The organism is Chryseobacterium sp. T20 (assembly GCF_047345655.1).
In the GTDB taxonomy this organism is placed as follows: domain Bacteria; phylum Bacteroidota; class Bacteroidia; order Flavobacteriales; family Weeksellaceae; genus Chryseobacterium.
The window spans coordinates 170,126-196,818 of record NZ_JBLFDU010000003.1; the positions used below are offsets into that span (position 1 = coordinate 170,126).

The 26,693-nt window shown below is 35.2% G+C and carries 17 protein-coding genes and 1 riboswitch; of the genes, 6 read left to right on the forward strand and 11 right to left on the reverse strand.

Annotated elements, in window-relative coordinates; translation table 11 throughout:
- Positions 1-145 precede the first annotated feature (145 nt).
- Positions 146-469, reverse strand: coding sequence for a DUF6660 family protein (locus ACMA47_RS09345; protein ID WP_413929572.1), 324 nt, complete (start codon positions 467-469; stop codon positions 146-148).
- A 365-nt stretch (positions 470-834) separates the two neighbouring features.
- On the opposite strand from ACMA47_RS09345, the gene ACMA47_RS09350 reads away from it, so the two are divergent.
- From ACMA47_RS09350 to ACMA47_RS09365, 4 genes are read left to right on the forward strand one after another with little or no spacing between them, the layout of a single operon-like run.
- A complete protein-coding gene (locus ACMA47_RS09350) occupies positions 835-1,902 on the forward strand; it encodes a hypothetical protein (protein WP_413929573.1) in 1,068 nt (355 codons plus the stop codon).
- Positions 1,903-1,908: 6 nt separating this feature from the next.
- Positions 1,909-2,376 (forward strand): hypothetical protein, encoded by a 468-nt coding sequence (locus ACMA47_RS09355; protein ID WP_062673478.1) that lies wholly within the window; start codon positions 1,909-1,911, stop codon positions 2,374-2,376.
- A gap of 6 nt (positions 2,377-2,382) precedes the next feature.
- Complete coding sequence (locus tag ACMA47_RS09360) at positions 2,383-9,006, forward strand: RHS repeat-associated core domain-containing protein (RefSeq protein WP_413929574.1); 6,624 nt, start codon at positions 2,383-2,385, stop codon at positions 9,004-9,006.
- A gap of 7 nt (positions 9,007-9,013) precedes the next feature.
- Entirely contained in the window at positions 9,014-9,481 is a 468-nt protein-coding gene (locus tag ACMA47_RS09365) for a hypothetical protein (protein ID WP_413929575.1), read from the forward strand.
- A gap of 176 nt (positions 9,482-9,657) precedes the next feature.
- On the opposite strand, the gene ACMA47_RS09370 is transcribed toward ACMA47_RS09365, so the two are convergent.
- A complete protein-coding gene (locus tag ACMA47_RS09370; protein ID WP_413929576.1) occupies positions 9,658-9,783 on the reverse strand; it encodes a hypothetical protein in 126 nt (41 codons plus the stop codon).
- 207 nt (positions 9,784-9,990) lie between these two features.
- On the opposite strand from ACMA47_RS09370, the gene ACMA47_RS09375 reads away from it, so the two are divergent.
- Positions 9,991-10,386 (forward strand): hypothetical protein, encoded by a 396-nt coding sequence (locus ACMA47_RS09375; RefSeq protein ID WP_413929577.1) that lies wholly within the window; start codon positions 9,991-9,993, stop codon positions 10,384-10,386.
- Positions 10,387-10,441: 55 nt separating this feature from the next.
- Here ACMA47_RS09375 and ACMA47_RS09380 read toward each other — a convergent pair whose 3' ends face one another.
- The gene (locus tag ACMA47_RS09380; protein WP_413929578.1) at positions 10,442-11,935 is read right to left on the reverse strand and encodes a RagB/SusD family nutrient uptake outer membrane protein; all 1,494 of its coding nucleotides are present in this window, start codon (positions 11,933-11,935) and stop codon (positions 10,442-10,444) included.
- Positions 11,936-11,953: 18 nt separating this feature from the next.
- Positions 11,954-14,887, reverse strand: coding sequence for a SusC/RagA family TonB-linked outer membrane protein (locus ACMA47_RS09385; protein ID WP_413929579.1), 2,934 nt, complete (start codon positions 14,885-14,887; stop codon positions 11,954-11,956).
- Between the two features lie 83 nt (positions 14,888-14,970).
- A riboswitch (SAM riboswitch) is annotated at positions 14,971-15,069 on the reverse strand.
- A 244-nt stretch (positions 15,070-15,313) separates the two neighbouring features.
- Between ACMA47_RS09385 and ACMA47_RS09390 the strand changes: the two genes are divergently transcribed.
- A complete protein-coding gene (locus tag ACMA47_RS09390; RefSeq protein ID WP_413929580.1) occupies positions 15,314-15,721 on the forward strand; it encodes a type II 3-dehydroquinate dehydratase in 408 nt (135 codons plus the stop codon).
- A gap of 154 nt (positions 15,722-15,875) precedes the next feature.
- On the opposite strand, the gene pckA is transcribed toward ACMA47_RS09390, so the two are convergent.
- The 7 genes from pckA to ACMA47_RS09425 form a co-directional block, all read right to left on the reverse strand.
- Positions 15,876-17,492, reverse strand: coding sequence for a phosphoenolpyruvate carboxykinase (ATP) (gene pckA / locus ACMA47_RS09395; RefSeq protein WP_413929581.1), 1,617 nt, complete (start codon positions 17,490-17,492; stop codon positions 15,876-15,878).
- A 127-nt stretch (positions 17,493-17,619) separates the two neighbouring features.
- A complete protein-coding gene (locus tag ACMA47_RS09400) occupies positions 17,620-18,525 on the reverse strand; it encodes a GYDIA family GHMP kinase (protein ID WP_413929582.1) in 906 nt (301 codons plus the stop codon).
- A gap of 9 nt (positions 18,526-18,534) precedes the next feature.
- Entirely contained in the window at positions 18,535-19,410 is an 876-nt protein-coding gene (fabD, locus tag ACMA47_RS09405) for an ACP S-malonyltransferase (RefSeq protein ID WP_079240177.1), read from the reverse strand.
- Between the two features lie 70 nt (positions 19,411-19,480).
- The gene (locus ACMA47_RS09410) at positions 19,481-21,454 is read right to left on the reverse strand and encodes a LysM peptidoglycan-binding domain-containing protein (protein WP_413929583.1); all 1,974 of its coding nucleotides are present in this window, start codon (positions 21,452-21,454) and stop codon (positions 19,481-19,483) included.
- Between the two features lie 38 nt (positions 21,455-21,492).
- Complete coding sequence (gene bshC / locus ACMA47_RS09415) at positions 21,493-23,079, reverse strand: bacillithiol biosynthesis cysteine-adding enzyme BshC (protein WP_413929584.1); 1,587 nt, start codon at positions 23,077-23,079, stop codon at positions 21,493-21,495.
- A 12-nt stretch (positions 23,080-23,091) separates the two neighbouring features.
- Positions 23,092-25,029, reverse strand: a complete 1,938-nt coding sequence (locus ACMA47_RS09420) for a putative porin (protein ID WP_413929585.1) — start codon at positions 25,027-25,029, stop codon at positions 23,092-23,094.
- Between the two features lie 92 nt (positions 25,030-25,121).
- Complete coding sequence (locus ACMA47_RS09425) at positions 25,122-26,693, reverse strand: RagB/SusD family nutrient uptake outer membrane protein (protein ID WP_413929586.1); 1,572 nt, start codon at positions 26,691-26,693, stop codon at positions 25,122-25,124.

Below are 26,693 nucleotides of genomic sequence, written 5' to 3' on the forward strand. Positions count from 1 at the left end.
TTGATATTTAATTTTTATTGAAAAGTGAATGCACACAGTATAAAATACTGCAGCAAAAATATCCTGAAAACCTCTGCAATGGTATTGCAAAGTTTCAAGCACAGTTTAAAATCAGAAAGCAAAAGCTTTCTAAAAGTCAATAAAATTAAATTTTAGGAGGTTGCCAGATTGGGTCGTAAACCTGGTAGGCAAAGTCGTTTTTGTGGAACAGGATCTTCTTTGAAAAATAAGCGGGAATCTGCTCTGGAATTTCCAATAAAGGATCCATTTTAAATGCTGAAACTGTTATCTGACAACAGCTGCATGCACACAGTGGAGAACAGATATCTCCTTTTTCTGTAGAATGAACACCGTGAATACTTAATGTAATCTTATTATCTCCTGAATTCAGAGGATGGGACGTGTCTTCACATGGCATCAATGAGAGTGCCATGAAATAAATTGCCAGTATCCATCTTAAGAGGTTCATTGTTACAAAGGTAGAGATTTTTTCTAAAATTGAGATCCGTCTTCATATAACTTGCCTATAAAACCATAATTTTTAGCTTCATTTCCATTTTCAATAAGGAATTTCAGCTAAAAATATTCATCAAATAAGTAATTACTATAACAAAAAAAATAACAAAACAGAATCCATATTAAACAAAACACAAGATTAAACACTTTTTATTAAAAAATATTAATATTAAAAAATATCACCAAAACAAGATTGCTTTTTTTATAAATTTGCAAATAACAAATAACTTTTTTGAAAACAATACAACTATTATTAAACACGACGCAATTTGTCGTTTCCTGATTATAGTTTTACTAAAAATAAATTTTAATTAATATATGAAATCAAAATTACTACCACTTACTTTATTGGTATCAACCCTTACGTTTGCACAAAGCTGGAACATTACCGGAAACACAGGAACAAATTCTTCAACCAACTTTATTGGGACTACAGACAATCAGCCATTAGTTTTCAAGGCTAATAATACCGAAGGTATCCGCATCAAGCCTAATGGCAACATCGGTATAAATTTCGATTCTCCACAATCAAGATTAACCATCTACGAAGGCGGAGCTGCGGGAACCAATAATTTTGAATTAAGAAGCAATCATTTAAGAAACGCAGAGAGATACTTCATGAAAAACATCATTTTCGGAACAGGTGTAGAAGATATCACTTTTTCTTTAAGACATGATGGACAAATGTATGTAAATGGAAAAGTTGGAATAGGAACAACGTACCCTGAGGCTAATTTACACGTAGCTCAAGAAAATACCAACAGTCAAAATTTAGTTATTGGGAAATTTTCCTCTTCCGGATCTACAGGAGGTAGCGCAATGGTTAGCATCAAGTACCACTCAACTGCAAATCTGGAATTAAATTCTACATATACTGGTATTGGCTTCCGATATGGAAGTTATGGTGACTTTAATATTGAAAATGAGATTTCATCCCCAGATTTTGGAGCGATTAACCTTATTACAAACAAGAAAGTCCAGATGGCTATTATGCCCAATGGAAATGCTTCTTTACAAGGTAAACTTGAAGCCAAAGAATTAAAAGTAACCCTAACTCCTACTGCTGATTTTGTATTTGATGAAAAATATGATCTCCCAAAATTAGAAGAAGTTGAAAAACATATCAAAGAGAAAAAACACCTTCCTGAAATTGCTTCTGCTAAAGTAATGGAAAAAGAGGGCGTAAATGTAGGCGAATTCCAGATCAAACTATTACAAAAAATAGAAGAACTTACATTGTACTCCATTGATCAGAATAAACAAATAAAGCAACAGGCAGAACAGCTGAAACATCTTAAGGATGAAAATGAAGTTTTAAAAGCCCAATCTGCTAAAATTGAAAAGCTTGAGCAGCAGGTTCAGAAATTATTATCCACCCAAAAATAACCACAAATGAAAAGAAAATTACTCTCACTATCATCACTGATGATAGGATTCTTCGGTTTTTCCCAAACCGAAGTTTATTTCAAATATGACGAAGCTGGAAACCAGAGATACAGAGGAATCGACGCTGCTGGTAAAAAGGCTGAAGAAATTGTTTCAAAAGAATCAAAAGTAGCAGCTGTTACCAGACAAGCTCCTGTTATTGATGAGAAAACATTCTTGAAACAAATACGCCTTTACCCCGTCCCTGTCAATGATTATCTTACCATAGACTGGACAGAAGAAGTAGATGGGCTCATAGAATCCGTTTCATTGTATCAGCACAGTACAGTTCATTGGAAATTTCAGCAACAGAATATCCCAGACTTAAACCGCCAGGTTAAGATCAATATGACGGGTTATGACTGGGGAGTGTATGTTGTTCGCTTTACCCTAAAAGACGGCAGAGTTTTCAGTAAAAACATTACCAAACGATAGATAACCATGAAACTTTACGATAAGAAAATACAGATATTTTCATCATTCATCCTGTCATTATGTTCGGTATTGGGCTTTTCACAGACCATACTGTATCAGGCAGAGAGCACCTCAAGAACGGTACAAGATCCACAAACAGTGGTGTTAGCACCAGGATTTCGTGCGTCTTTCAGTTCATCAAATCCATTTATAGCTAAAATAGGACCTGCGACAGAAAATCCTGGCGGAGGACCCACTGACTCAAATGCGGGGGCTAATAATCCCTATGGAACAACAGCTCCGGATGGAAAGAGTTTTCATGACACTAAAGGAAATATTGAGGTCAATGGAGCTGGGCAACTTCAATTTACTCTGCCGATTGATCTACCTCAGGGCGTGAAAAATGTATCTCCCAATATGAGCTTAATCTATCTGAATAATTCCGGAAATGGAATTTCTGGTTTTGGTTGGACAATCTCAGGGATCACAACTATCACAAGAAGTGGAAAGAACATAGAAAAAGATGGAGAATTAACTAGTGTGAAATTGGACTATTCTGATTATTATAGTTTTAATGGACAGAGATTAATTTTAAAGTCGGGAGAATACGGAAAAGAGGGTGCAGAATATGTTACCGAAAAATATTCCAATATTAAAATTAAGTCAATTGGAGCAATTAGCGGACAGGCATGGCAAGGTCCTGAATACTGGGAAGTGACTTTTGAGGACGGTTCTCAGGCTTGGTATGGAGGAACGACTTCAGGAAATAGTTCTGCGAAAACTCCTATAGAATATAATATTGTAAAATGGAGAGATGCACAGGGCAATTATATATTGTACAATTATGTACAGACCAAAAATGTCGCTTCTGTTTCCAATATCAAATGGGGAGGTAACGAAAATTTAAATACCCCCCCCATTAATGAAGTTATATTTAATTATCTTACAAGAAATTTATCTGAGCAGTATTATGTCAGTGGAATTTCATTAGTCCAGGACAGGATATTGGATAATGTCGTTGTAAAAACAAACAACAATATATATAAAAAATACACTATTGAATACAGCAGCAATGGTACAAGCTATCAGTTTGTCAATAAAATTACAGAATACAATTCCGAAGAAGTTGCCGCCAATCCTATAACATTTGATTATCCCCAACCCATTCCTTCTTCTGTAGATTTAGACTATTTACCTAATAGCGATCCGTTTAGCGGCGTAAAATTGACAGGTGATTTCAACGGAGATTCATATATCGATTTTATAATGTCAAATGGCACTGTGAAATTAGGAGCATTCAATAATGATACATTTACGACGATTACAACAAATAAATATTTTGAAAACAATGCGAAGGTAGTAAATACTTTACTAGATGAGGAGGGTCAAGTATATAACGGAAATGGAATCGTCCAGTATGAAGGAGGAAAAATTATAGGATATATTTTTAGGAATAATACTTTTGTCAAAGTATTTGAAAAGTTTGTGTATGATGAATCAACCTGTGAAAAAAGTAATTATCCTCCACCTGCCGGCTGTAAAATGTTATCCCCCAGATTAAATGAAGGGGACCTTAATGGAGATGGTATTTCAGATATATTTTTCACATTAGAAAAGGAAGTTTGTCAGTGGACTTATGATCCTAACTGCGTCAATAAAACATCAGATGACACTACTAATCGTCCTCCTCCATGCAGCATACTTGAATGCAATACTTATCAAGTAGGAAATTTCATTGTTGATTTAAAAAATCAAAATAATCCGGTATCTACCTATACGGTTGATTCAGGGATTAATGAGAGTACTCTTTATAACCAGCAATATATGGATATAGACGGAGACGGAAAAGTGGAGATTATTAATGTTTCCAATAATGACTACAAGGTATTTGAATTTGTAAAAACAGCTCCAAATCAATATTTGAAGAAGATCAGGTTTACAAATAGTTTAGTCGAAACCAAAGACCCTGAATTTCCGGTATTATTTGGTGACTTTAATGGAGATGGAAAATTGGATTTTACCATTCCTGTTACAGATACAGCTATTGGCAAACCAGATAACTGGAGATTCTATATAGGAACAGGAACAGGGTTCAATAATTTCCTTAAAGTAGAGTTCTTTTCATATAGAAAACGTCAGACAGAGACTACGGGCAATTATAATAAATTTGCCAAACAATACTTTTTTGCTATTGCTGATATGAATAAAGATGGAAAATCTGATGTTATTCAGGTTTTCTCTTATAACCAGATCAATAATTATAACCAAAATTACAGGGATTTTGGGTATACAATAAGTACAAGGCTAGCCAATGGCTCTGCCTCTGATGGGACACTAAATTTCCAACCCACCCCCACCTTTCTAAGTCCAATGTACCAAGTACAGGATATTGAAGATCTGACATTGTTTACTCCTTTGACTAATCCAATAAAAGCAAATAATAATTATTATAATGTATTTTTATATTGGAAACAACATCTACATAGAATAAAAGCACCATCTCCACTTTCAGAGCTGGCAAGGATTAAATCCATTAATCAGGGAAATGGGAGTATCATAACGGAAGTTAGTTACGCAGAAGCGGTTTCTAATGGAACTAATATTTATAAGAAAGTTAAGCAAGAGCTTTATCCTTATTTTTCATTAGAAAGAGTAGATCAAACATTCCTCGTTTCTCAACTTCAACAGGCAGGTAGAAAACAAGATTTCAGATATAGGGGAATGACGGGGCATCTGCAAGGGAGAGGAAGTATCGGGTATCACCAGATGGCACGATCTTCATGGTATGCAGATGGTTTTGAAAACACTAAAATATGGAGCGGTGTTGAAACGGAGGCCCAAAAATTTGGTCAGCCTGTAAAAGAATGGTCAATCAGAACTAATGATGAAAACCTGATCTTTCCAACAGACTTATCAGTCAATAATACTCAATTACTATCATTTAAGCAAAGTAATTATACTATTCAACAATTGCCTAACAAAGTTGATGTTATTCTTCCTGACATCATTATTGAAAAAGATTTCTTAAAAAATATTACTTTAACAAAATCAGCAACTTATGGCAATTACTATTTACCTGCCTCAACCCAGCTTAATGTCAATAATAATTTTTCAACGATAAATACTACTTTTGGATACATTCATAATCCGGCAGGCACAGGTTCTAATTATTATATTGGACGTCCAGAATATAAAACTACTGTTATACAGGCTTATGGTGATGTAAAATCTGAAAAAGAAGAATATGTTTATGAAAGCAATCTTTTAAAGACATTAAAAACCTGGAACAGGAATAATACAGAATATCTACAGGAAACATATAATCATGATAGTTTTGGAAATATTACTCAAAAAATCATCAGTAATAGTGTAGATTCTCAAACACAGACCAGTACTTCTAAATATGAACCTACAGGAAGATTTGTTGAAAAGAATACTGATAATTTAGGATTAATAACGAGCTATACTTATAATGATAGAGGGCAGATCCTTACCCAAACTGATCCGTTGGACAATAAGCTTACTAATACCTATGATAGTTGGGGCAAACTTTTAACTTCCAAAACTAATTTAGGAGGCACAACCACTTATAAATATGATAGAGATAATAATTCCAATATTATTGTTACCCTGTATGATCCGGATGGAGATATAGCGAAAAAGTTCACCAATAAACTAGGTCAGGATTATAAAACTTCTACCAAAGCATTGGGGCAAGGACAATATGTATCTAAGGAAACTCAATATGATATATTGGGCAGGCAACTGAAGGAATCCGAACCTTATTTTGAAGGACAAAGTGCCTCCCAATGGAATACTATCACCTACGATGATTCTGTATATCCTGCCAAAGGAACAGCTACTGCGTTTAATGGTAAGAAAGTGGAGACCTCTGTTTCCGGCTTAACAACAACGGTAAAAGAGCTGAACGGTTATGGAAGAACCACTTCAAAAACCATAGATGCGCTGAATAATGTAATTTCCAGTACGGATAAAGGAGGAATTATTCAATTCTCCTACAATGCTGCCGGAGAACAGATAAAAGCACAATATGCGGAAAATATTGTTACAACCAAATATGATGCTTGGGGAAGAAAATCTGAGTTCAATGATCCATCTAATGGATTATACAAATATGAATATGATTCTTTCGGAAAAGCTAAAAAAATTATCAGCCCGAAAGGAGTCAAAGAATATACATATAATGCTTTAGGGCAACTGATTTCTCACACGGAAATTTCAACCACAGACGGAGGACAAGCTACTAATAAAACAATTTCATATTTTTATGATAATAAAGGTAGAGTGATTTCAAAAAGCGGAACATCTAAAGGAAAACCTTATAGCTCAAATGTTTCGTATGATCCACAGGGAAGATTACTATCTTCGTCTGAAAGCAGCAATGGTAAGTATTATATACAAAAAGGCATTACTTATGATGATAAAGCAAGGGTAATTTCTTACGAAAAACAATTATATTCTTCCGGTGTTTTGACCAAAGTTACTGTAGAAAATGCATATAGTTCATGGAATGGAGAATTGAATCAGGTGAAAGATAAAAACTCAGGTAAAATCCTTTGGGAACTTCAAGAGACTAATGCAAAAGGTCAAGTGCTAAGAACAAAATTGGGAACAGCAAATGTTAATAATATGTATGATGCCAATGGCTTCTTAACGAATGTCAATCATTCTTCACAGGTAAAACCAAGTATTCTACAACTTTCTTACTCTTTTGATGCTATTAAAAATGAATTAAAGAGCAGAACAACAGGCGGAGATTTTAATATCGTGGAATCCTTTGATTATGATGATAATAACCGATTAGTAAACTGGACAAATCCGGTAACAGGAATTAAACCATCCATCAATAGAAATGTCTATGACATTAAAGGCAGAATCATAGAAAACGATCAGGTGGGAACGATGAAGTATGAAAACTCTGCTAAGATTTATCAGCCAACCGGAATGACCCTGAATGTAGCAGGGACTCAAAATTATAACAATGATTTAATCCAGAGTATTGCTTACAATGAAAACAACGATCCGGTATTCATTGATGGGATAAAAGGAAATGTTGCTTTCGAATATGGTTTAACCAGCATGAGACAAAGAATTACCTATGGAGGTAATTTCAGTGTTGATGGAGAAGGAAAGTTTACCAAATTCTACAGTGAAGACGGAAGCTTTGAAGTATTGAAAGATAATATTAACGGAAAGGAAAAGCATATTTTGTACATTGGGGGAACACCTTATGAATCAAGTATTGTATATTTAAAGAACTTTGACGAAACAAATGGATCTTATAAATTCTTACATAAAGATTATATAGGAAGTATTTTAGCGATCAGTGATGAAGCAGGAAACAAATTAGAGCAGAGACACTTTGATGCATGGGGTAATTTTACTCATTTACAGATTGGAAACGGAGCTATAATTACGGATAAAAATATTATTGACAACTCTTCGTTATTAATAGACAGGGGATATACCAGCCATGAACATTTTGCAGAGGTTGGAATTATTCACATGAATGGAAGGCTATATGATCCATTATTGAGAAGGTTCTTAAATGCTGATGAAAATATTCAGGATCCTTACAATACCCAGAATTATAACAAATATGGGTATGTAATGAATAATCCGTTGATGTTTAATGACCCTACTGGTGAATCATTAGTAGGGTGGTTGGCTGCCGGATTTATTATAGCTCCACTACCACCTTTCCTGCTTATGCCTGCCTTATATGGTGCGGCTATTTCGGGAGGAGTATTCATCATAAAATCTCTAGTTACCGGAAATTGGTCTTGGAGTGGTTTCGCAAAAAGCTTACTAATAGGAGCCATCACAGGAGCTGCAACGGGAGGATTGACTGGTGGAATGTCCGCCAGTGGTTTTAATGGCGCAGTAGTTGTAGGAAGTATAAACGGAGCTATTGGAGGTGGCATTGACGCCTTGTTTAACAAACAAAATTTCTTTACGGGTTTGTATCGTGGAGCTGTGATGGGAGCTGCAATTGGCGCTATTACCTATAATATTAATTATCTGGTAAATGGAAACTACAAAAGAAAATATTATTATAAAAGAACAACTGAACACTATATTTATGATCCAAATGTAGATAAGAAAGTTATGCTAGAGAATATCAATAATATGAGAGTTGCTAGAGAATCTGCTTCAGTAGGTGAAAAAACGTTAACTAATGTAGGCAACGATATATTAGGAAAAGGTAATTCTAAAGGATATATAAATCCAGGAAATGGTGATGCTTATGCATATACAGCTACAAATTATATAACTGGTCTTCAGGATATAACTTATTCTCCAATAGCTGCCCAACATAAGGATCTTTTAGGTGTAACAATGGTTCATGAAACCGGACATGCATACTTAACAAAATTAGGAATTAAAGAAACTAAAATTGATATTGCACTTGAATCTGGCGCTGATACAATAGGTCATTTTGCTATTGGAAAATTAGAACACATATATGCTGGTGCAAATAAAATCCCTTTTTCTCAAAGATTTCAATATATGGATATAGATCAATTGACTGTTGATTATTTCTTATTAGATAAATCATTACAGGAAGGAATAGATAATATTTATAAAATATTAAAGCCAATTTTCAATAAAAAGATTATAATAAAATAAATAAAATATGAGAGTTTTAATTTTAACATTCATTTTTTTTCATGGTATATTCCTAGGGCAAAATATTTGTGAAAAAGACTTTTTATATGAAAACTTAATCTATAAAAATAACAATATTGATCTAAAAGAAAATTACAATAGCTCAACTGGTGAATACTCGTTTGTATATTGTGGCACAGAAGGAGTACAAAGAAATATTAATTTTAATGTAAAATTAACGAATGAAGAAAAAGAAAAATTTAAAAAAAGCTATTTAGATTTAAACATTAATAATAAAGTTTTATGTACTGAAGTTAGAGCTGATAAACTATTCGCTATAACTTCTATAAGCTATAATTTTAATAAAAAACAAGAATGTGCAAAGAATGATAAAGAGAAGGCAGATGTATTATTTGTCAAAAGTTTATTTTTAGAAATAATAAGAGAAAAAAAAGAATATAAAGAAGCACTATATTGGAAATTCATAAAAAGATAGAGGGCTTTTGAGGATTACTTAGTACCTTATATTTGATGTACAGTAGCCAAGGGTTGTAGGAGCAATGATAGTTGCAAGAATGTATATTCTGAAATTTTTGGTAATCGGCACATAGATTTATTCTCATTTTTGAGACAAAAGGTTTGTATTTCTTATTAGGTTCTCTTTAATATTTCTCAAATTCCTGTAGCACTTGTTACAGGAGTTTTTATTTTACTCCGATACACAAAGCCTCCCGATTTTGGGCCAATTAAAAATAATCCTTTTAAAGACGCTGCAAAGTCGAGAGGTAAAGGCTTCATACATACCTCATCTTGTTTTGTAATTTTACAATATTATTTTTGAGAAAACGGCTCTAAACATTTTAGATAACTATGTTTTAATAAAAAAAATATTAATTCCAACATCATGGAATACCAACCCATAATAAATGTAAAAATTATGATTTTTTTTTAGCAACATGCATTATCATTTTTTCATGTACTTCCAAAATTAAGGAAGGTGCAGAAATGACTATATACAATGAAACAAATTCTGATATTTTTATCATAGACAAATTTCATTTTGATAATACAGACATTTCCAAACCCTTTGAGATATTTTCATATGGTTATGCAGATTCCAATATAAAGGAAATCAAGCCTTACTTAAAACCCGAATATGTTACGATGTATACCAACAAAACATTATTTTTTCCTTTAGGAGATTATGATAACAATAAGGTTTATAAGAGTTTAATATTTTATTTTATTAAGAGAGAGAATCTGAGGAAAACCAAACAGGAAATACTCACCAATAAATTATATGACAGTATAGATATAAGCTTAAAGAAGTTCCATCAGGAAGGAAGCGATAATCAACTACATGTAAAAGAAAATAAGCTTGAATTTAAAAATAATCAATAAAAAACCACCGCAAAAGCAGTGGCTTAAAAAAATCAATCTAATTATGGACTAAATCTTATAAATTCGGGTTATTCTCAAATTCTCTCTGAGGAATACTGAATAAATAATAATTACTGTTGGGTACAAAAGCAGATTTATCCGGGAAATCAAGAACAGAATGTCCTTTACCATCTACTGTTTTCACAGTTCCGTCCGGTGTCGTTACCTGAACTTTTATCGGTTTTCCATCTGCATCTACAAATGGTTTTCTTACTACTGCACCCTGCGTTCTGATGATATCTGAAAGAGAGAAACCTTCTCCGAATAATTCTTTTCTTCTTTCAATCAAAACTGCATCTACTACTGCATTTTGTGCTAATGAACCATTATAAACATTAGCATTTCTGGCAGATTTCAACTGATTCAATACTGCTACCGCTTGAGAAACATTTCCACTTCTTGCTTCGGCTTCAGCTTCAATCAGATACATTTCCGCAGCTCTCATGTAAACAATATCTGCAATAAGAGTTGGTTTAAACTTAAACTTTGCATACCTCAGCAATCCTTCTCTACCTTTCTGTCCATCCCACGAAAACAATTGAGATCTGATATCATTAGTATCAAAAAGGTCTTTAAAATAAGGATCCGCCATAAAGCTGTAATAATAACTTCCTGATGAAGATACATCCAGATAGTGGAAGGCATAGCTCGCATCAGATTGTTCTTGTGTCTGCCCGTGTCCCCAGATCCATTCTGCATTGTTGATATCATTGAATCCATCCTTATATTTTTCCGGAGCCATCAAAGGGAAACCTTCTCTTGCAATTTTCGCAGATGCTGAAGCTTTACTCCATTCACCTGTATTCAGGTAAGTTCTTGCCAAAAGGCCGTTCACTACAGCACGGTTGATCTTATCTTTATTATTTCTTGTATAACTTTTCAACAGGTTATCAGCATCCGTAAGATCACTTTTAATCAAAGTATAGATTTCTTCAAGACTTGCTCTTTTCTTCCCTACCGTACTTGTTGTGGAAGGTTCAGTATAAATAGGAGCTGTCAAAACTGATTTATCTTTCAGGTAGCTGAACTGATAAAAACTGGCCAGATTCAGATAACAGAAAGCACGTAATGCTTTTGCCTGCCCTTTCACCTGATTCTTTTTCTCCTGGCTTCCTTCTGTTCCATCAATTCTTGTAATAACATTATTCATATTATTGATGGTAGAATATAACATTGTCCAGATAAATAGCGGGCGGCTAGCTGTATTGTTCACCATCTCTGTGAAAGCATAGGTAGAAGCAAAACCATACTTATTGGTCAGCACTGCTACATCACTTCCCATCGCATCACTGGCTCTTAAAACGGTGGAATAACCGATATTGGCATAGGTTGTTCCATCATTATTAAATTTCGCCCAGGTACCATTCACCACTGTTTCAGCACTTTCAGCGGTTTTAAAAACTTCCACGCTGTTGGCTTGATCAGTGGGTGCGGTATCCAAATCATTTTCACAGCTTGTCAACGACAAAAACCCAATAAGTGCTAATGATATGTATTTTAATTTTTTCATTGTTTCAATTTTAAAAGGTTAAAGAGTTGCCTGAAGACCAAAAGTGATGGTTCTCATTGCAGGATATCTGTAGTACGTCGTCCCGTCCAAAGCCTGCTCAGGATCCATTCCTTTGTGTTTATAGAAGGTGAGAAGGTTTTCTGCCTGAATATAAATTCTGAACTTTTTCAATCCTATTTTCTCAAAATAATCTTCTGGAAGTGTATATCCTAAGCTTACATTTTTAAGTCTTGCATAAGTTCCGGAGTAAAGGAACCTTGAAGAGGTTGAGGTCCAGTTATTTGTTGTTGTACTTAGTCCCGGAACATCTGTATTAGGATTGTCCGGAGTCCATCTGTTCAACATTTCGGCACTCCATGCACGTCCTCCCGCACTTCCGTTATGCATAATGGAAGTATAGTCATTATCCAGAATTTTCCCTCCGATTTTGAATGTCAGTAATCCTGAAAAATCAAAATTCTTATAGGTAATGCTTGTACTGATTCCTCCTGTCAGTTTCGGCAATGCAGAACCTTGTAACAGTTTTGTCGCTTTTGAATATTCTGAAGTCGTTCCTTCCACTGAGTTTCCGCTGGCATCAGTAGTAACTGTTTTCCACAAAGGTTTTCCATTACTTGGGTCTACCTCAGCCCATTCCGGAATAAAGAAATCATATACAGAACCTCCTACAGTTAATAGCTTTGTTCCTACCACAAGTGAACCTCCAGGCAATTTGGTTACCTTATTGTTTAAAGTACTTAAGTTCACATCTACATTCCATTGGAAATCATCATTCTTAATAGGTGTTGTGAATAATGAAAATTCAAACCCTGTATTCTGAATCGTTCCGATATTCGCCGGATAATCGCTGATCCCCAATGATGGTGCCACCGGCATGTTAAACAGAAGATCCTGGCTTTGTCTTTTGAAATATTCAATATTACCTTTAATTCTGTTATTTAGAATAGCGAATTCCAATCCTACGTTTAAGTTAAGGTTGGTTTCCCACTTTACATTATTGGTAGATGTTTTTTCCAGCGTTGTTCCGGGTTCTCCACCAAGACTGATAAATCTGTATAGTTCCTGATACGCATAATAAAGCGGCTGCCCGTTGGGTCTAAGTAATTTATCATTCCCCTGACCTCCGTAGCTGGCACGCAATGTCAATTGATTGAATACATTCAGACTTTTAATAAATTCCTCGTTTGAAATCTTCCATGAACCTCCTACTGACCAGAATCTTCCCCATCTGTTATCTTTTTCAAATCTTGAAGAGCTGTCCGCCCTTCCTGATGCAGATAAGAAATAAGTATTGTTATAATCATACTCTACTTTCCCAAGGAAGCTCAATAAACTTAGTTTGTTGCTGTTCCCGCTGAAACTTCCTAATAAAGAAGCCGCATCCGGTTCATAATAGTAAGGCAGTGAGAACTGACTTCTTGTTCCGGAAATCGTCTGATAATCGTATTTGTAGAATTCATGTCCTGCTAATGCATTCACGTGGTGCTTTCCAAACTTTTTATCATACGTCAGAATATTGCTGGTTGTATAGGAAAGTGTTCTGGTATTGGTTTTCGTCACTGAACCCCCAATTTCAGCACCTTGTCCCAACAATGGATTTGAATAATAATGACCATTATAATTCACCAAATCAACTGAGAAGCTTGTTTTGAATTTCAATTCAGGCAAGAAAGTGAATTCCATGAATCCTTTTCCTGAAAAGTTATCTTCTTTATTTTCGTTTTTATCTAATGGCAAAGTTGCAGCCGCATTCTGATTCTGAAGTGCATTTGTGGGTCTGTATTTTCCAAAATCATAAACCGGGTTTCCATCAGCATCTAAAATGTAAGTTCCGTCAGCATTTCTTTCGTAGTAAGGATAGAACGAAGGAATAAACCTTGCGGCATTGATGATATTACTCGCCTTGGAATCTGAAGAAGTAGGAGCCTGCTGAACACTGTTTGTATAATTTAAGTTTACTCCAACATTCAACCATTTTTTAACTTCAGAATTGATCTTTAATCGGGTATTGTATCTTTTATATCCTGATTCAATCGCCATCCCTTTATCATCCAGATACCCTAATGAAAAGAAATAATTGCTTTTATCACTTCCTCCACTGATATCAAGATCTACCTGATTTCTTGAAGCCACTCTCTGTAAAATATCTCTCCAGTCGTCATTCCAAAGTGGCGATGCACCTGGTAATAGTTTTCCATCTGTTCCTACCGGTTTTGGGTAAGCAGTTCCATAAGGATTGATTCCAAGGGTAGAAACAAGATTATCTGTCGCCATTTGTGCAGCCTGCTGAGAAGAAACTTTCCCGGACTGATATCCGTTTCTTAATGCTTCCCAGTATAATTGAAAGTACTGATCTGTGTTTACCTGTTCATAATCTTTGACTGCTCTTCCGGAGAATCCCTGACTGATGTTAAAATTAACTCTGGCCTCTCCTTTTTTACCTGATTTTGTAGTAATGATAATAATTCCGTTGGCTCCTCTTGAACCATACAAAGCACTTGCTGTAGCATCTTTTAAAACACTGATAGATTCAATATCGCTTGGGCTGATAGAATTCAGGTTTCCATCGAAGGGAATCCCATCCACTACGTACAAAGGATCACTGGAAGCACTGATGGAGCCAATCCCTCTGATTCGGATGGTAGAAACAGCACCGGGCTGTCCTGATGCACTGGTCGTTTGAATTCCTGCAACCTGTCCCTCCAATGCTTTGGTAATATTTGTTACGGGTCTGTTGTTGATCTTATCACTGGAAATGGTGGCTACGGAACCAGTATAGCTGTTTCTTTTAGCTTTTCCGTAAGCTACCACTACTACTTCATCAATCTCTTTTTCATGAAGGCTATCTTTTTTCGGCTTGGAATTCTGTGCATTCACACTGGCCACTCCTAGAAAAAAAGCAGCAACCGGAGGTATCCAAGCTTTAGAATTGAATAAATTTTTGCTAATCATAATCAATTTTATTTATCATATATTAAAATTTAGCCCTTTGCAGAAAAGTCAACAAAGGGCATCGATAAATACGATAAACCAAATGCTTATTTTTCCTTAAAAGGCTGAACGTAACACCTTGCCCCACGGGTAGGTTGTCAAGATTTCACAGGGTCAGTTCCCTCCATCTTTCTTTATAAGCCGATCGAAATATAATTGCAAAGCTAAAAACTTTTAGTCTACAAAACAAGTAGACTTATTTATTTTTCATGATAAATTTTCAAAAATTAACGTAATTTTTTAATAAAATCCATTACATTAAAGAGTTACAAGCTTTGCCACTTTCTTAGACATGACAAATATCATTATCAATAATTCAATACAACAAAATCAAATCTGTCCATAAATTTTTGATCGTTAATTAAAAAAAGTTTTTAATTTTATAGTATGAAAGTTTTGATCATCAATGGCCCTAACCTCAATCTGTTAGGCACAAGAGAACCGGAAATCTATGGAAATGTTTCTATGGAAAGCTATTTGGAAAATTTAAGATCCGAGTTTCAGGCTCATGAATTAAAATATTACCAGTCTAATATTGAAGGAGAACTTATCAACAGACTTCAGGAGGATGATTTTGATGCCGTAGTAATTAACCCGGGAGCTTTTACCCATTATTCTTATGCTATTGCTGATTGCTTGAAAAATATTCGTAAGCCAAAAGTAGAAGTACATATCAGTAACATTTATAAAAGAGAAGAATTCCGACAGAAATCTGTAACGGCAGCCAATACTGATGCGGTTTTATCTGGTTTCGGAATGGATGGATATAGATTGGCCTTATTGAGTTTGAAGTAAGTTTTCTTACTTATACTTTTCCCACGAATTGCACAGATTTTCACAGATCTTTTTGTCTAAATATCAACAAGGAATCATACAATAATATCTCTAAGGAAAAAAAATAAAAAAGCCTCATCGATGATGAGGCTTTTTGTATGTTGATTGGTAACTATTAGATAGTTTGTTCCTGCAATTGAGGTCCTGAAGCTACTAACTTCTTCCCTTCTTCAGTATCACAGTACTGCTCAAAGTTCTTGATGTATCTAGAAGCAAGATCTTTTGCTTTTTCTTCCCATTCTGAAGTGTTCTCATAAGTATCTCTAGGATCTAAAATACCTGTAGAAACGTTTGGCAATTCAGTAGGAATTTCAAGGTTCATAATTGGAACCTGAGTTTTAGGAGCATTGTCAATAGAACCGTCAATGATTGCATCAATAATTGCTCTTGTATCTTTAAGAGAAATTCTCTTTCCAGTACCATTCCAACCTGTGTTCACCAAATATGCTTTAGCTCCGTGCTCCTGCATTTTACCGATCAATGTTTTAGAATACATTGTTGGGTGTAGTGTAAGGAATGCTTCACCAAATGCAGGTGAGAAAGATGGTTGAGGTTCTGTAATTCCTCTTTCAGTTCCGGCTAATTTTGAGGTATAACCGCAAAGGAAGTGGTATTGAGCCTGATCTTCATTCAGGATAGAAACCGGAGGAAGTACTCCGAATGCATCCGCTGAAAGATAAACAATCTTCTTAGCATGACCTGCTTTAGAAGGCAATACAATTTTGTTGATATGATAGATTGGATAAGAAACTCTTGTATTCTCTGTAATAGACCCATCTGTATAATCTGCTACTCCATTGTTCACAACAACGTTTTCAAGAAGTGCATCTCTTTTGATCGCTCTGAAAATATCCGGTTCTTTTTCTTCTGATAAGTCAATTACTTTAGCGTAGCATCCACCTTCATAGTTGAATACTCCGTTATTATCCCATCCGTGCTCATCGTCACCGATAAGGTATCTTTTAGGATCTGCTGATAAAGTAGTTTTACCTGTTCCTGAAAGCCCAAAGAATAAAGCAACATCACCTTTTTCTCCTACGTTGGCAGAACAGTGCATAGAAGCCATCCCTTTTAATGGAAGGTAATAGTTCATCATAGCAAACATACCTTTCTTCATCTCACCTCCGTACCAAGTACCTCCGATGATCTGTAGTTTTTCAGTAAGGTTGAACATAATGAAGTTTTCAGAGTGTAATCCCTGCGCTTCCCAATTCGGGTTAGTTGTTTTTGATCCGTTGATTACTGTGAAATCCGGCTCACCGAAGTTTTCAAGTTCGTAGTGAGAAGGGCGGATGAACATGTTAGTCACGAAATGTGCCTGCCATGCTACTTCAACGATAAATCTTACTTTAAGTCTTGTATCTGCATTTGTCCCACAGAATGCATCTACTACATAAATCTTCTTAGCTTCAGAAAGCTGGTTCATCACTAGTTCTTTACAAGAACCGAAAATTTCTGCTGTTGTAGGTAAGTTTACTTTACCATCCCAGAAAATTGTATCTCTTGTAACATCATCCTGAACAATATATCTGTCTTTAGGTGAACGACCTGTGAAAATTCCTGTTTTTACTGATACTGCGCCAGATTCCGTAAGCTCAGCTTGCTCAAACCCCTGATTTTCAGGAGAAACTTCAGCCTGATATAATTCTTCGTAAGAAGGATTATACACTACTTCATAGTTTCCTTTAATCCCTAATTTCTCTAAATCCTGGATGATTTTAGTGTTTTTCATTTTACTTATATTTTCTATTTCTTTATTGACTTCAACAAAAATAATATTAATTATTTGTTAAAGGTGGTTTAAATATACTGATATAAGTCAGAATGACAAATAAAAAAACAGGATCACAACTATTTGATTATAAATCAATTATATTTTCCCATTCTAAAACAGTGGGAAAACCTTTCTCCCAAAAATAGTTCTTATAGTCCCCAAATTTGGCACTCATTACAAAATCTCCACCCCATGCGCCTAAACTTTTGACAAATGAAGGGCAATCTGAGAATAATTTTTCCTTAACTGTGAGAATTTCAAGAAAATTGGCAATTTTATGCTCATGAATCATCATTAATTCGGAAAAATTTTCCAATTCATTGCATAACAATATTTTTTTTGTGAGATCTGAAAATTCATTAACCAATTCCGGAGACTTCTTTTTGGACTTGTAAAAATTGATTCCTTCTCTGCTATCCTGCTTCTGATTTAAATGAATAAAAATCAGTTCATTTTTAAAGGATGGATTGAAATCTACTTTCTCATATTTTATCTCAGGTTTACTTTGAAAAAGTACTGCAGATTTTTCTTTTGCTACAGCGATATCGTATCCGCTGCCACCCAAACTGATTGTATTAAGGTAAAAAGGATCTACTCCAGCCCATTCTGCAAGATTATTCATCAGGGTAGAACTGCTTCCAAGGCCATAATCTGCTGGAAACTGAAGATTGGTTTTTAAATGATAAGTAAGGTCGGTTTTGAATTTACTATTAGAAAGCTGCTGAACATTTTGTAATGTTTTGGTAATAAATTCAGCGCTTGATGGAATATTGGTTTCCAGGATCTGCCAGGTTTTATAATCAATGACAGCCTTCAACCATAGTGTGTTCTGATGATAGGCTTCCCAAAGAATAAGGGATTTTCCATCTTCTTTTTCTTCAAAGAAAAACTCTTGTCCCAGCTTGGTAGGTACCGCTAAGACAAGAGCTCCATCTATTGCGAAATATTCTGAAGTAAGCATAAGCTTGCCCGGTGAAAATATCGCGTTCATATTTTTTGCTTAGATTGCAGAAGTAGCTTCTACTGATCCGTCAATTTTTTTGATCAATCCCTGAAGGGTTTTTCCTGGTCCTACTTCTACGAAGTTAGAGGCACCATCTTTAATCATATTCTGAACAGACTGTGTCCATTTTACAGGACCGGTAAGCTGAGCGATCAGGTTTTGTTTGATCTCATCAGGATTGGTTACCGCTGTTGTCGTGATATTCTGATATACAGGAATAGTGGCTTTTCTGAATTTTGTTTTTTCGATAGCTGCCGCCAGTCTTTCCTGTGCAGGCTGCATCAAAGGTGAATGAAAAGCTCCGTTTACTGGCAATAACAATGCTCTTTTAGCACCTGCTTCTTTCAGTTTTGCGCAAGCTTCTTCTACTGCAGGAGTTTCTCCTGAGATAACCAACTGCCCAGGGCAGTTATAATTGGCAGGAACAACAATTCCGCTGATCTGTGCACAGATTTCTTCAACCTTAGCATCGTCTAATCCTAAGATAGCCGCCATAGAACTTGGATTGGCATCACAAGCTTCCTGCATAGCCTTTGCTCTTTCAGAAACTAATTTCAAACCGTCATCAAAGGATAAAACTCCGTTGGCAACTAAAGCTGAAAACTCTCCTAAAGAGTGTCCTGCTACCATTTCAGCACCAAGACCATTTACGGCTTTTAATGCTGCTACTGAATGTATAAATATTGAAGGCTGGGTAACCTCTGTTTTCTTAAGATCCGCATCCGTACCGTTAAACATAATGGAAAGAATGTCGAAACCTAAAATTTCATTGGCAGATTCCATCAGATCTTTAATATCTTTTCTAGAATCATACAATTCTTTTCCCATTCCTACGAACTGAGAACCCTGCCCTGGAAATACAAGTGCTTTCATGTATTGAATTAAATATTATGCAAATATAACTATAATGTTAACAATATTCTTTTAAACAGTTATAAATCATTTAAGGTACTAACCTGATTACTCTATAACCGGTATTTACATAAGCACCATTAGCTTTAGATTTTACAAACTCAAATTTGGTAGCAAGCTGAGTCTGAACTTTATTCATCTGTTTAAAGATCTCTCCTTTTTTGTTTTCTCTGGTTAGCATGTCATTGACAACATCAAAACCTACGATCGCATATTTTGGTGGAGTTTTGCAGTATTTGTTTTTATAAGCAGCCAGAATTTCTTTTTCGAAATTACCGTCTGTATTAATCTTTCTATCCATCAGATAGACCAGGCTTGCCTGGCTCAGTTCGTCTACTCTCTTTTCAAAAACAGGAGAATAGAACATACTGAAGGCTTTTATTCCCTGTACTTCTTTAGACATTGCAATCATTCTGTTAGCAAAAGCATCTCCTGCAGCATTATCATCATTCGCTAAAATGGCGATAACCGGTGCAGACTGCCCTGTCATCATATTCTGATCCGGCTGAATATCTGCCGGGGAATTAACAATAATAATATTAGGATTTTTCACCGCTTTTTCAAGTCCGGCTTTGATATAATTGGCATCTTCTTTTTTAGCATCTGCCACTATATATATTTTCTGATCAGAATAAACTCCTTTTACTTCTTCTACAATCTTATCAGCATAAGTCTGATTGTTTGTTTCTACAATAATAAGGTTACTGTAGTTATAGAGTTCCGGAGAATTAGCAAATGGTGCTACAACCGGGATTTTCTGATTTTTAGTAAAATCAAGAACATCAATTACATTGGACTTAAAGAAAGGTCCGATAATAAGATCTGTATTATCAGGATTAATCTGCGTCAAAGAGTTTTTAAATGAAGCTTCATTTCCTGAATCTACAACTTTGATATCCAGTTTCTGTCCTCCTCTTGCATTTCTTTCAATAGCCAATTTAGCTCCTGTCAAAAAGTCCAGGGCCATTGCTCTGTATTGGGTTTCGTTAGTACTGTACCCGAAAGGAAGCATTAAGATAACACTTAGAGCATCACCATTTTTCTTCACATATGCTGCGTCCTGCTTTTTGATTTTTAGAACCATTCCGGTCTTCAAACCGTGTGAAAGATCCGGGTTAAGAGCGATAAGCTCATCAATAGAAACACCGAATTTATTAACGATAGAGAATACTGTATCTCCCTGCTGAACGGTATAGGTTACATAATCATCACCTACTGCAACATTGGAGGCAGCTGTTGATTTTTCGTTCCCTGAATCCATTTTTGCTTTTGGATTTGCAGTTTCTGCAACGGTATCAGTATTGGCAGTCGTATTTGTTCTTTTTATTTTAATGGTATCTCCAGGTTTCAGTCCTTTTTCTTCCAATCCTGGATTTAAAGCATATAGGTCCTGCTGGCTGATGCCAAACTGTTTTGTAATTCTGTAATAATTATCTTTAGCCTGAATCACATAAGATTCTCCTTCTGTTGCTGCAGTAGCAGCAGATGTAGATGTAGCAGCAGTTGTTGTTGCTTTTTCTACAGGAGTTTCAACGTGCTTTTCTGGTGTTACAGCCTGTTGAGCACCACCGTATTTTTTTATACTGGCAAGAGGTAAGGTAATCTCGTCACCGATCTTCATGTGAGAATCCAGTTCAGGATTCAGTTTTCTCAGATCAGTTTCAGAAATTCTGTATTGTTTTGTAATACCGTAAATCGTTTGTTTTGGCAGTAAAACAATTTTACCCAAAGAAGAAGCACTTGTTGTTGAAGTTGCTTTTTCTGCTGGAACTGCTTTTGTTACAACCGGAGTGGCTGCTTTATCTGATTTTATAGTTAAAACATCACCGATCGCCAGTTTGCCATCTTTATGTTTTGGGTTTAGCTTCAGCAATTCATCTACAGTCATTCCATACTTTTTGGCAATGTTGTAAGGATTATCACCTTGCACAACCGTATGTGATTTCTGGGCTGAAACTCCCAAAACCATACATAAACTGGATAGAATAAAAAACCTCTTTATCATATTCGATAATTATAATTTACAAAAATACTTCTTTAAAATTAAATGGCAACAATTATTAATTTTGAATCTTGAACCACCATTTCTTCCAAACAATTTTCAAGCCACGAATAGCCATAATCTGAAAAGAATACACTAAAGTTATATACTCTCTCCTGCCATGTTTTTGCGGGATGAACATCTAAAAACAGATTTTCAAGTCGTTCCAGCAATTCATTCTGTTTTATTTTTTCAGCATGAAGCAGACGTTTTTTCATTCTTTTAAATGACTTTAATTGTCGTACTTCTTCTGCCTTTACCATATTCCCGAAGGATTTCTCAGTAGTTTCTGCTGAAGTTTTCAGTGTAGAAAAACTATTGACCAATAATTCTTCTTTTTCTTCGAGTAATTGTAAAATCGGATTATCTTTTAAAATCTTCTGATTGGTAAGTACAGTGAAGTTCTGAAAAAAATCTTCAATTTTAAGATCAAGTTTCTCAATTTTTCCCAATGTTTTTTCTTTCAGGAAAAGCATAGAGTTTCTTGGAATCAGAATTGGGAAAGGAGTGTTAATTTTTGAGAAATAATCTTTCAATTCCAGCCAGTACATGATTTCGGCATTTCCTCCGATATAGGCTAAATTAGGAAGTACATTTTCCTGATATACCGGACGCATTAATGCATTCGGACTGAATTTTTCAGGATGATTTTCCAATTCGGCAAGAATTTCTTCTTCTGTAAACTGGACAGGCTTATCTACAATACTATACTTCTGTCCGTTAAATTCTATTCTGTCTCTCGTTTCAGAAAGGTAGAAAAGGTTTATTTCACGAGGGTTTACCTGAACCTTTCCATATTTCTCTGTCAGAAACTTTACTTTATCTTCAGAAGTTTTCTGTAGGCTGAAATGAAGAAGTTCATCTTTAAAAATCTCCTTCATCTGTTTTTTAAGTTCCTTAGAATCTCCATCCAGAATCAAAAGTCCGAATTCCGAGAAAAGACGGTTGACAAGAATCTTAATAGCTTCCGTTAAAGTATTCCCTGCTTTATAAGCTTCTTTCATCATTAAGATCAGCTCGGTTCCGAAAATAGAATCTTTGAATTCTTTTTCAAATTCCGAGATGAAATATGTATCACTTATTTCAATTCTCCCTACCGGACCTCCGGATTTCTCATTGGTTTCGTAATAATTATTTTCGGTTTTAAAATGATTGATCTCCGCAAAGTCATGGTCTTCCGAAGCCATCCAATACACCGGAACGAAATTAAAATCCGGGAAATTTTCTTTCAGATAAGTACATGTCTTTATGGTCTGAAGAATTTTATACACAAAGAAAACAGGTCCTGAAAACAGGTTCAGCTGATGTCCTGTTGTTATCGTAAACGTATTGGGCTGTTTAAGATTCTCAAGATTTTCTTTCTGTTCTGAGGATAGAGAAAGAGTTTCTAACTGTCCTTCAAACACGTCAGCTAAAATGTTTCTTTTTTCAGAAGTGAAAGAATCTTTCTTCAGATGAATCTGCTGTCTGAAATGATCTAAGGAAAATGTATTATTTTCAAAATCCTCAATCTTCTGATTTAAAAAATCTTTTACCAGCTGAGGAATGCTTTCTATATCGTTAAATGATATTTTATTAATTGTTTTCAACCTGTATAGTTTTTAGTTGAACAAATACCACACGATTCCGATATTCAATCTGAAATCATACACCGGATAATGTGGAAATGCATATGCTTTGTTATTGGAAATAACAGTTCCTATCTGCTGCCCTTCTATGAAAAAGAACATTTTTTTAACCTTCATATTAATATAAATATCGGCGATAGGCTGTCCTCCAATTGAAAATGAATCTGCTCTTGGAAGAATATATTCATTAAGAACAGGGAAATAGTCTCTTGATGCAAACTTAGAGAAATAGTATACTTTAACACCTGCCTGAATTTCTGCTGCTTTTTTGAAGGCCTGGGTCTGGTAAAAGAAATTGGCTCTACCGATGAAACCTGGCATTGGAAGCAGATCTTTGTTCGTTAAGGTATTCTGAAAATGCACTCTTGTATTAAGGTGGAATTTGTTGAAGCTGAATGTAGCATCTCCTCCAATCTGAGAGATATTCACTGAATTATCACTCTGCTTCGGACTTCCATTGCTGTTAAAATACGTATAGTTTTCGATTCTGAAATAATTGGCAAAAATTTCAGTCTTAAACCATTTCAGATTGATGCTTCCTCCCACTTCCATTACAGACTGGTTTTTCGCATTTTCAAGATAATAATTGAAGTTATTATAAACAGAAGTATTCAATAAGTAATTGAATGATGGATATGCACTTTGGAAGTTTACCTTAGCATTAACGAAATAGTCTTTGATAGGCTCAAACTTCAGATTATTGGTTGTCTTCAGGTAACTTTTAAACTGGCTTCCGTTTGAAAATTCCAGAAATGAATTCAATTGAATTTTATCCCAAAGTTTTACCTGCAGGTTTCCTACAGCTCCGATTCTGTTTTCTTTCAGTTCACCAGGAAAAGGCACGTTGTTGAGTGCAACGACATCTCTTATCCCGAATTTAATGATCTGATAACGCACCCCAGCATCCAATTTGAATTTTTCATTATTAAAAATCAAGCTTACGGTATTACTGAAATTCTCAGAATATTTTTTGGTTGTCAATGGAAAGCCATTTACTAAATCTGTAGGTGCATCATACCAATAAGGCTCCAAAGCAGTTTGATTATAGTAATATTTGTTTCCCTGATGAGAAAGAATATGTCTTATGCTGAAAGGAAATTTCTCAGAATTGAATGGAGTAAACTGATGGCTCAGATAATATCTTCTGTAAGAAAACTGTGAACTTGAAGAGGCCAGATTTACCTGTGCGTTCTGTCTATTACTATAATTGCTGTCTCCACTCTGAAACAGGTTATCTTCAGTAATCCCTCCACTTTCCTGATTATTTACATTCTGGTGAAGATAATGGGCAAAAAGCTCATAGTTTCCACTTTTCGAAACATAGTGTCCTGAAAACAACGTATTATTATTAGCTGACAAGGAGTTTCTGTAAAGCCCTTGCGAACGAAGTCCCATATATTCAAGCGCAAAATTGAATCTTTTTCCAATATTCTGAGTATAGGTAGATTTTAGAGCGGCTCCGTTTCGCATAGCATTATGATATAAAAATGTAGCTGTAGGTGTTTTTACGTCATAATATTTCACATCATTTGCTCCAATGATCATGTAAGATTTGTTGGATGGCAATAAAGAAAGATTTTGTTCATCATTAACTTCAAATACAAGAGGATTAAACCCTGAACCAATGTTGGCAGGTTGTACTCTTCCGAAGTTATCTTTGTTATTTTGTTGTGAAAAGATATAGGTCTTATCAAAAGTCATTACCGTATCAAAAACTTTCTTTTCAGAAAACTGGGTCTGATACTGGTAATCATTTATAGTAGGTTTGAAAATTTTCAGGGAATCTTTTTTCCCGGAATCTATTACAAGGGTGTCTTCTTTTTTAGGTTGAGGCTTTGTTTCTGCTTTATTAACGACCTGAGCCTTGGCTACAAAACCTAAAGAGAAGAGTATGAAAAGGATGTACTTCATTATTCATTATTGTACAGCAAAAATAAGAAATAAAAGGACATAAAAAACCCCTGCTTTGAGCAGGGGTTCTATATCAAATGATTATTGTATGATTAATAACCAGGGTTTTGTTGAATACCTGGGTTAACATTTATCTCATTTTGAGGAATAGGCAATGTCCATTTGAAACTAGTTAATGGAAGATTGCTAGGAGCAGCAGCAGGGATATTCACAGTTGACGAAGAATAGTCAGCCGGATCTCTGTCGATACCTTTATTAGCAATAGTACCTAATCTCTTTAAATCTAAATATCTATAACCTTCAAAAGCAAATTCAATACGTCTCTCATCTAAAACACCTCCCCAAGCTTGTTGAGCTGATGTATAAACAGGAGCAGTTTGTGCAGATCCATATCTTGCATCACGAACTGCCTTTACAGCAGCAGCAGCACCAGTTAAGTCTCCAGCAGCAATTCTTGCTTCAGCTTTAATCATGTACATTTCTGATACTCTCATGATCTTGAAGTCATTATTATTAGCGTTAGTAGCAGTAGTAGCCCATGTAGTAGATCCTGTAACCACACCACCATGCTTGTTAATAATAAGTCTGTCACTTTGCAGATAGTTTGCAGAAGTCTGATAGCTTGCATCTACAGTCGAAGAAGGAGCAATTAAAATATTTCCTCTAACATCAGGGATTGTAGTAGATAATGTAGCTGCAGATAAGTTACCTGGGTTAACTTTATTATGCAAAGCTCTACTTACTTCATAAAAAGGAGATCCTGCAGCAGAAGGTCTTACAGAAACCCAAGAATTATGTAGGTTTGTAAGCTGGTTATTTTGGTTAGCTGTTCTTTTAAGTTTAAAAATCACTTCTGAAGTAGCAGGTTGATTATCGGAGAAAAACAAACTTCTATATTCAGCTTGCGTTGCCAATTTAACAGGTGAGTTATTGATTACATCATTTGCAAATGTTTCAGCATTTGTATAATCACCTTTGTACATATATGCTCTTGCTTTAAGACCTTTTGCAAACCATATATTAGCATAAACACTGTTAAATGCAACAGGGTTAGCTGTAAAAGTAGTTATAGCTTGATTTAAATCCGCATGAATTAATGAATAAAAAGCACCATTGGTAGCTCTAGGATTCGTTTTTTCCTCTGGTAAAAATACACGATCAGCAAGAACACCAGCTAATGCACTATCATTTTTCAAATCTGTAGAAAAATAAGACAGGATCAACAAGTGAGCATAAGCTCTCAATGTCAACGCTTGTGCTTTTAGGTTTTTTAAAGTAATTGCATCCGTAGCATCTTTTGGAGCAATTTTATCAGCCAAAGCAATAACTCTGTTAATTCTTGCTAAAGCAAAATAAGAGTTAGTCCATAAAGAAACCGGAAGATCAGATCCAGGGTTCATTGTAAATATATACTCTGTAGATTTTCCTTGTCCTCCATTGGCAAATCCAATCCCTACTTCATCGGTAAATACTGATACATCAGCAGCTTCTGCACGATTTGTCAACAGGTTATAAGATGTATTTAATAAATATGATAAATCTGCGCTTGTTTGTATAGCTACATCTTCTGTCATAGCACCAGGAGCAAACGTCTCTAGTTTGTCTTCACAAGACACGAATAGTACGCTTAATGCTATTATTGAGAATTTAATATATTTTTTCAT

Bases quoted from the DNA above. Each gene is read 5' to 3' on its own strand.
- ACMA47_RS09350 (WP_413929573.1), top strand. From the start codon at position 835: ATGAAATCAAAATTACTACCACTTACTTTATTGGTATCAACCCTTACG.
- ACMA47_RS09345 (WP_413929572.1), bottom strand. From the start codon at position 469: ATGAACCTCTTAAGATGGATACTGGCAATTTATTTCATGGCACTCTCA.
- ACMA47_RS09385 (WP_413929579.1), bottom strand. From the start codon at position 14,887: ATGATTAGCAAAAATTTATTCAATTCTAAAGCTTGGATACCTCCGGTT.
- ACMA47_RS09390 (WP_413929580.1), top strand. From the start codon at position 15,314: ATGAAAGTTTTGATCATCAATGGCCCTAACCTCAATCTGTTAGGCACA.
- ACMA47_RS09360 (WP_413929574.1), top strand. From the start codon at position 2,383: ATGAAACTTTACGATAAGAAAATACAGATATTTTCATCATTCATCCTG.
- ACMA47_RS09380 (WP_413929578.1), bottom strand. From the start codon at position 11,935: ATGAAAAAATTAAAATACATATCATTAGCACTTATTGGGTTTTTGTCG.
- ACMA47_RS09370 (WP_413929576.1), bottom strand. From the start codon at position 9,783: ATGAAGCCTTTACCTCTCGACTTTGCAGCGTCTTTAAAAGGATTATTT.
- pckA (WP_413929581.1), bottom strand. From the start codon at position 17,492: ATGAAAAACACTAAAATCATCCAGGATTTAGAGAAATTAGGGATTAAA.
- ACMA47_RS09410 (WP_413929583.1), bottom strand. From the start codon at position 21,454: ATGATAAAGAGGTTTTTTATTCTATCCAGTTTATGTATGGTTTTGGGA.
- ACMA47_RS09425 (WP_413929586.1), bottom strand. From the start codon at position 26,693: ATGAAAAAATATATTAAATTCTCAATAATAGCATTAAGCGTACTATTC.
- fabD (WP_079240177.1), bottom strand. From the start codon at position 19,410: ATGAAAGCACTTGTATTTCCAGGGCAGGGTTCTCAGTTCGTAGGAATG.
- ACMA47_RS09365 (WP_413929575.1), top strand. From the start codon at position 9,014: ATGAGAGTTTTAATTTTAACATTCATTTTTTTTCATGGTATATTCCTA.
- ACMA47_RS09355 (WP_062673478.1), top strand. From the start codon at position 1,909: ATGAAAAGAAAATTACTCTCACTATCATCACTGATGATAGGATTCTTC.
- ACMA47_RS09375 (WP_413929577.1), top strand. From the start codon at position 9,991: ATGACTATATACAATGAAACAAATTCTGATATTTTTATCATAGACAAA.
- ACMA47_RS09420 (WP_413929585.1), bottom strand. From the start codon at position 25,029: ATGAAGTACATCCTTTTCATACTCTTCTCTTTAGGTTTTGTAGCCAAG.
- ACMA47_RS09400 (WP_413929582.1), bottom strand. From the start codon at position 18,525: ATGAACGCGATATTTTCACCGGGCAAGCTTATGCTTACTTCAGAATAT.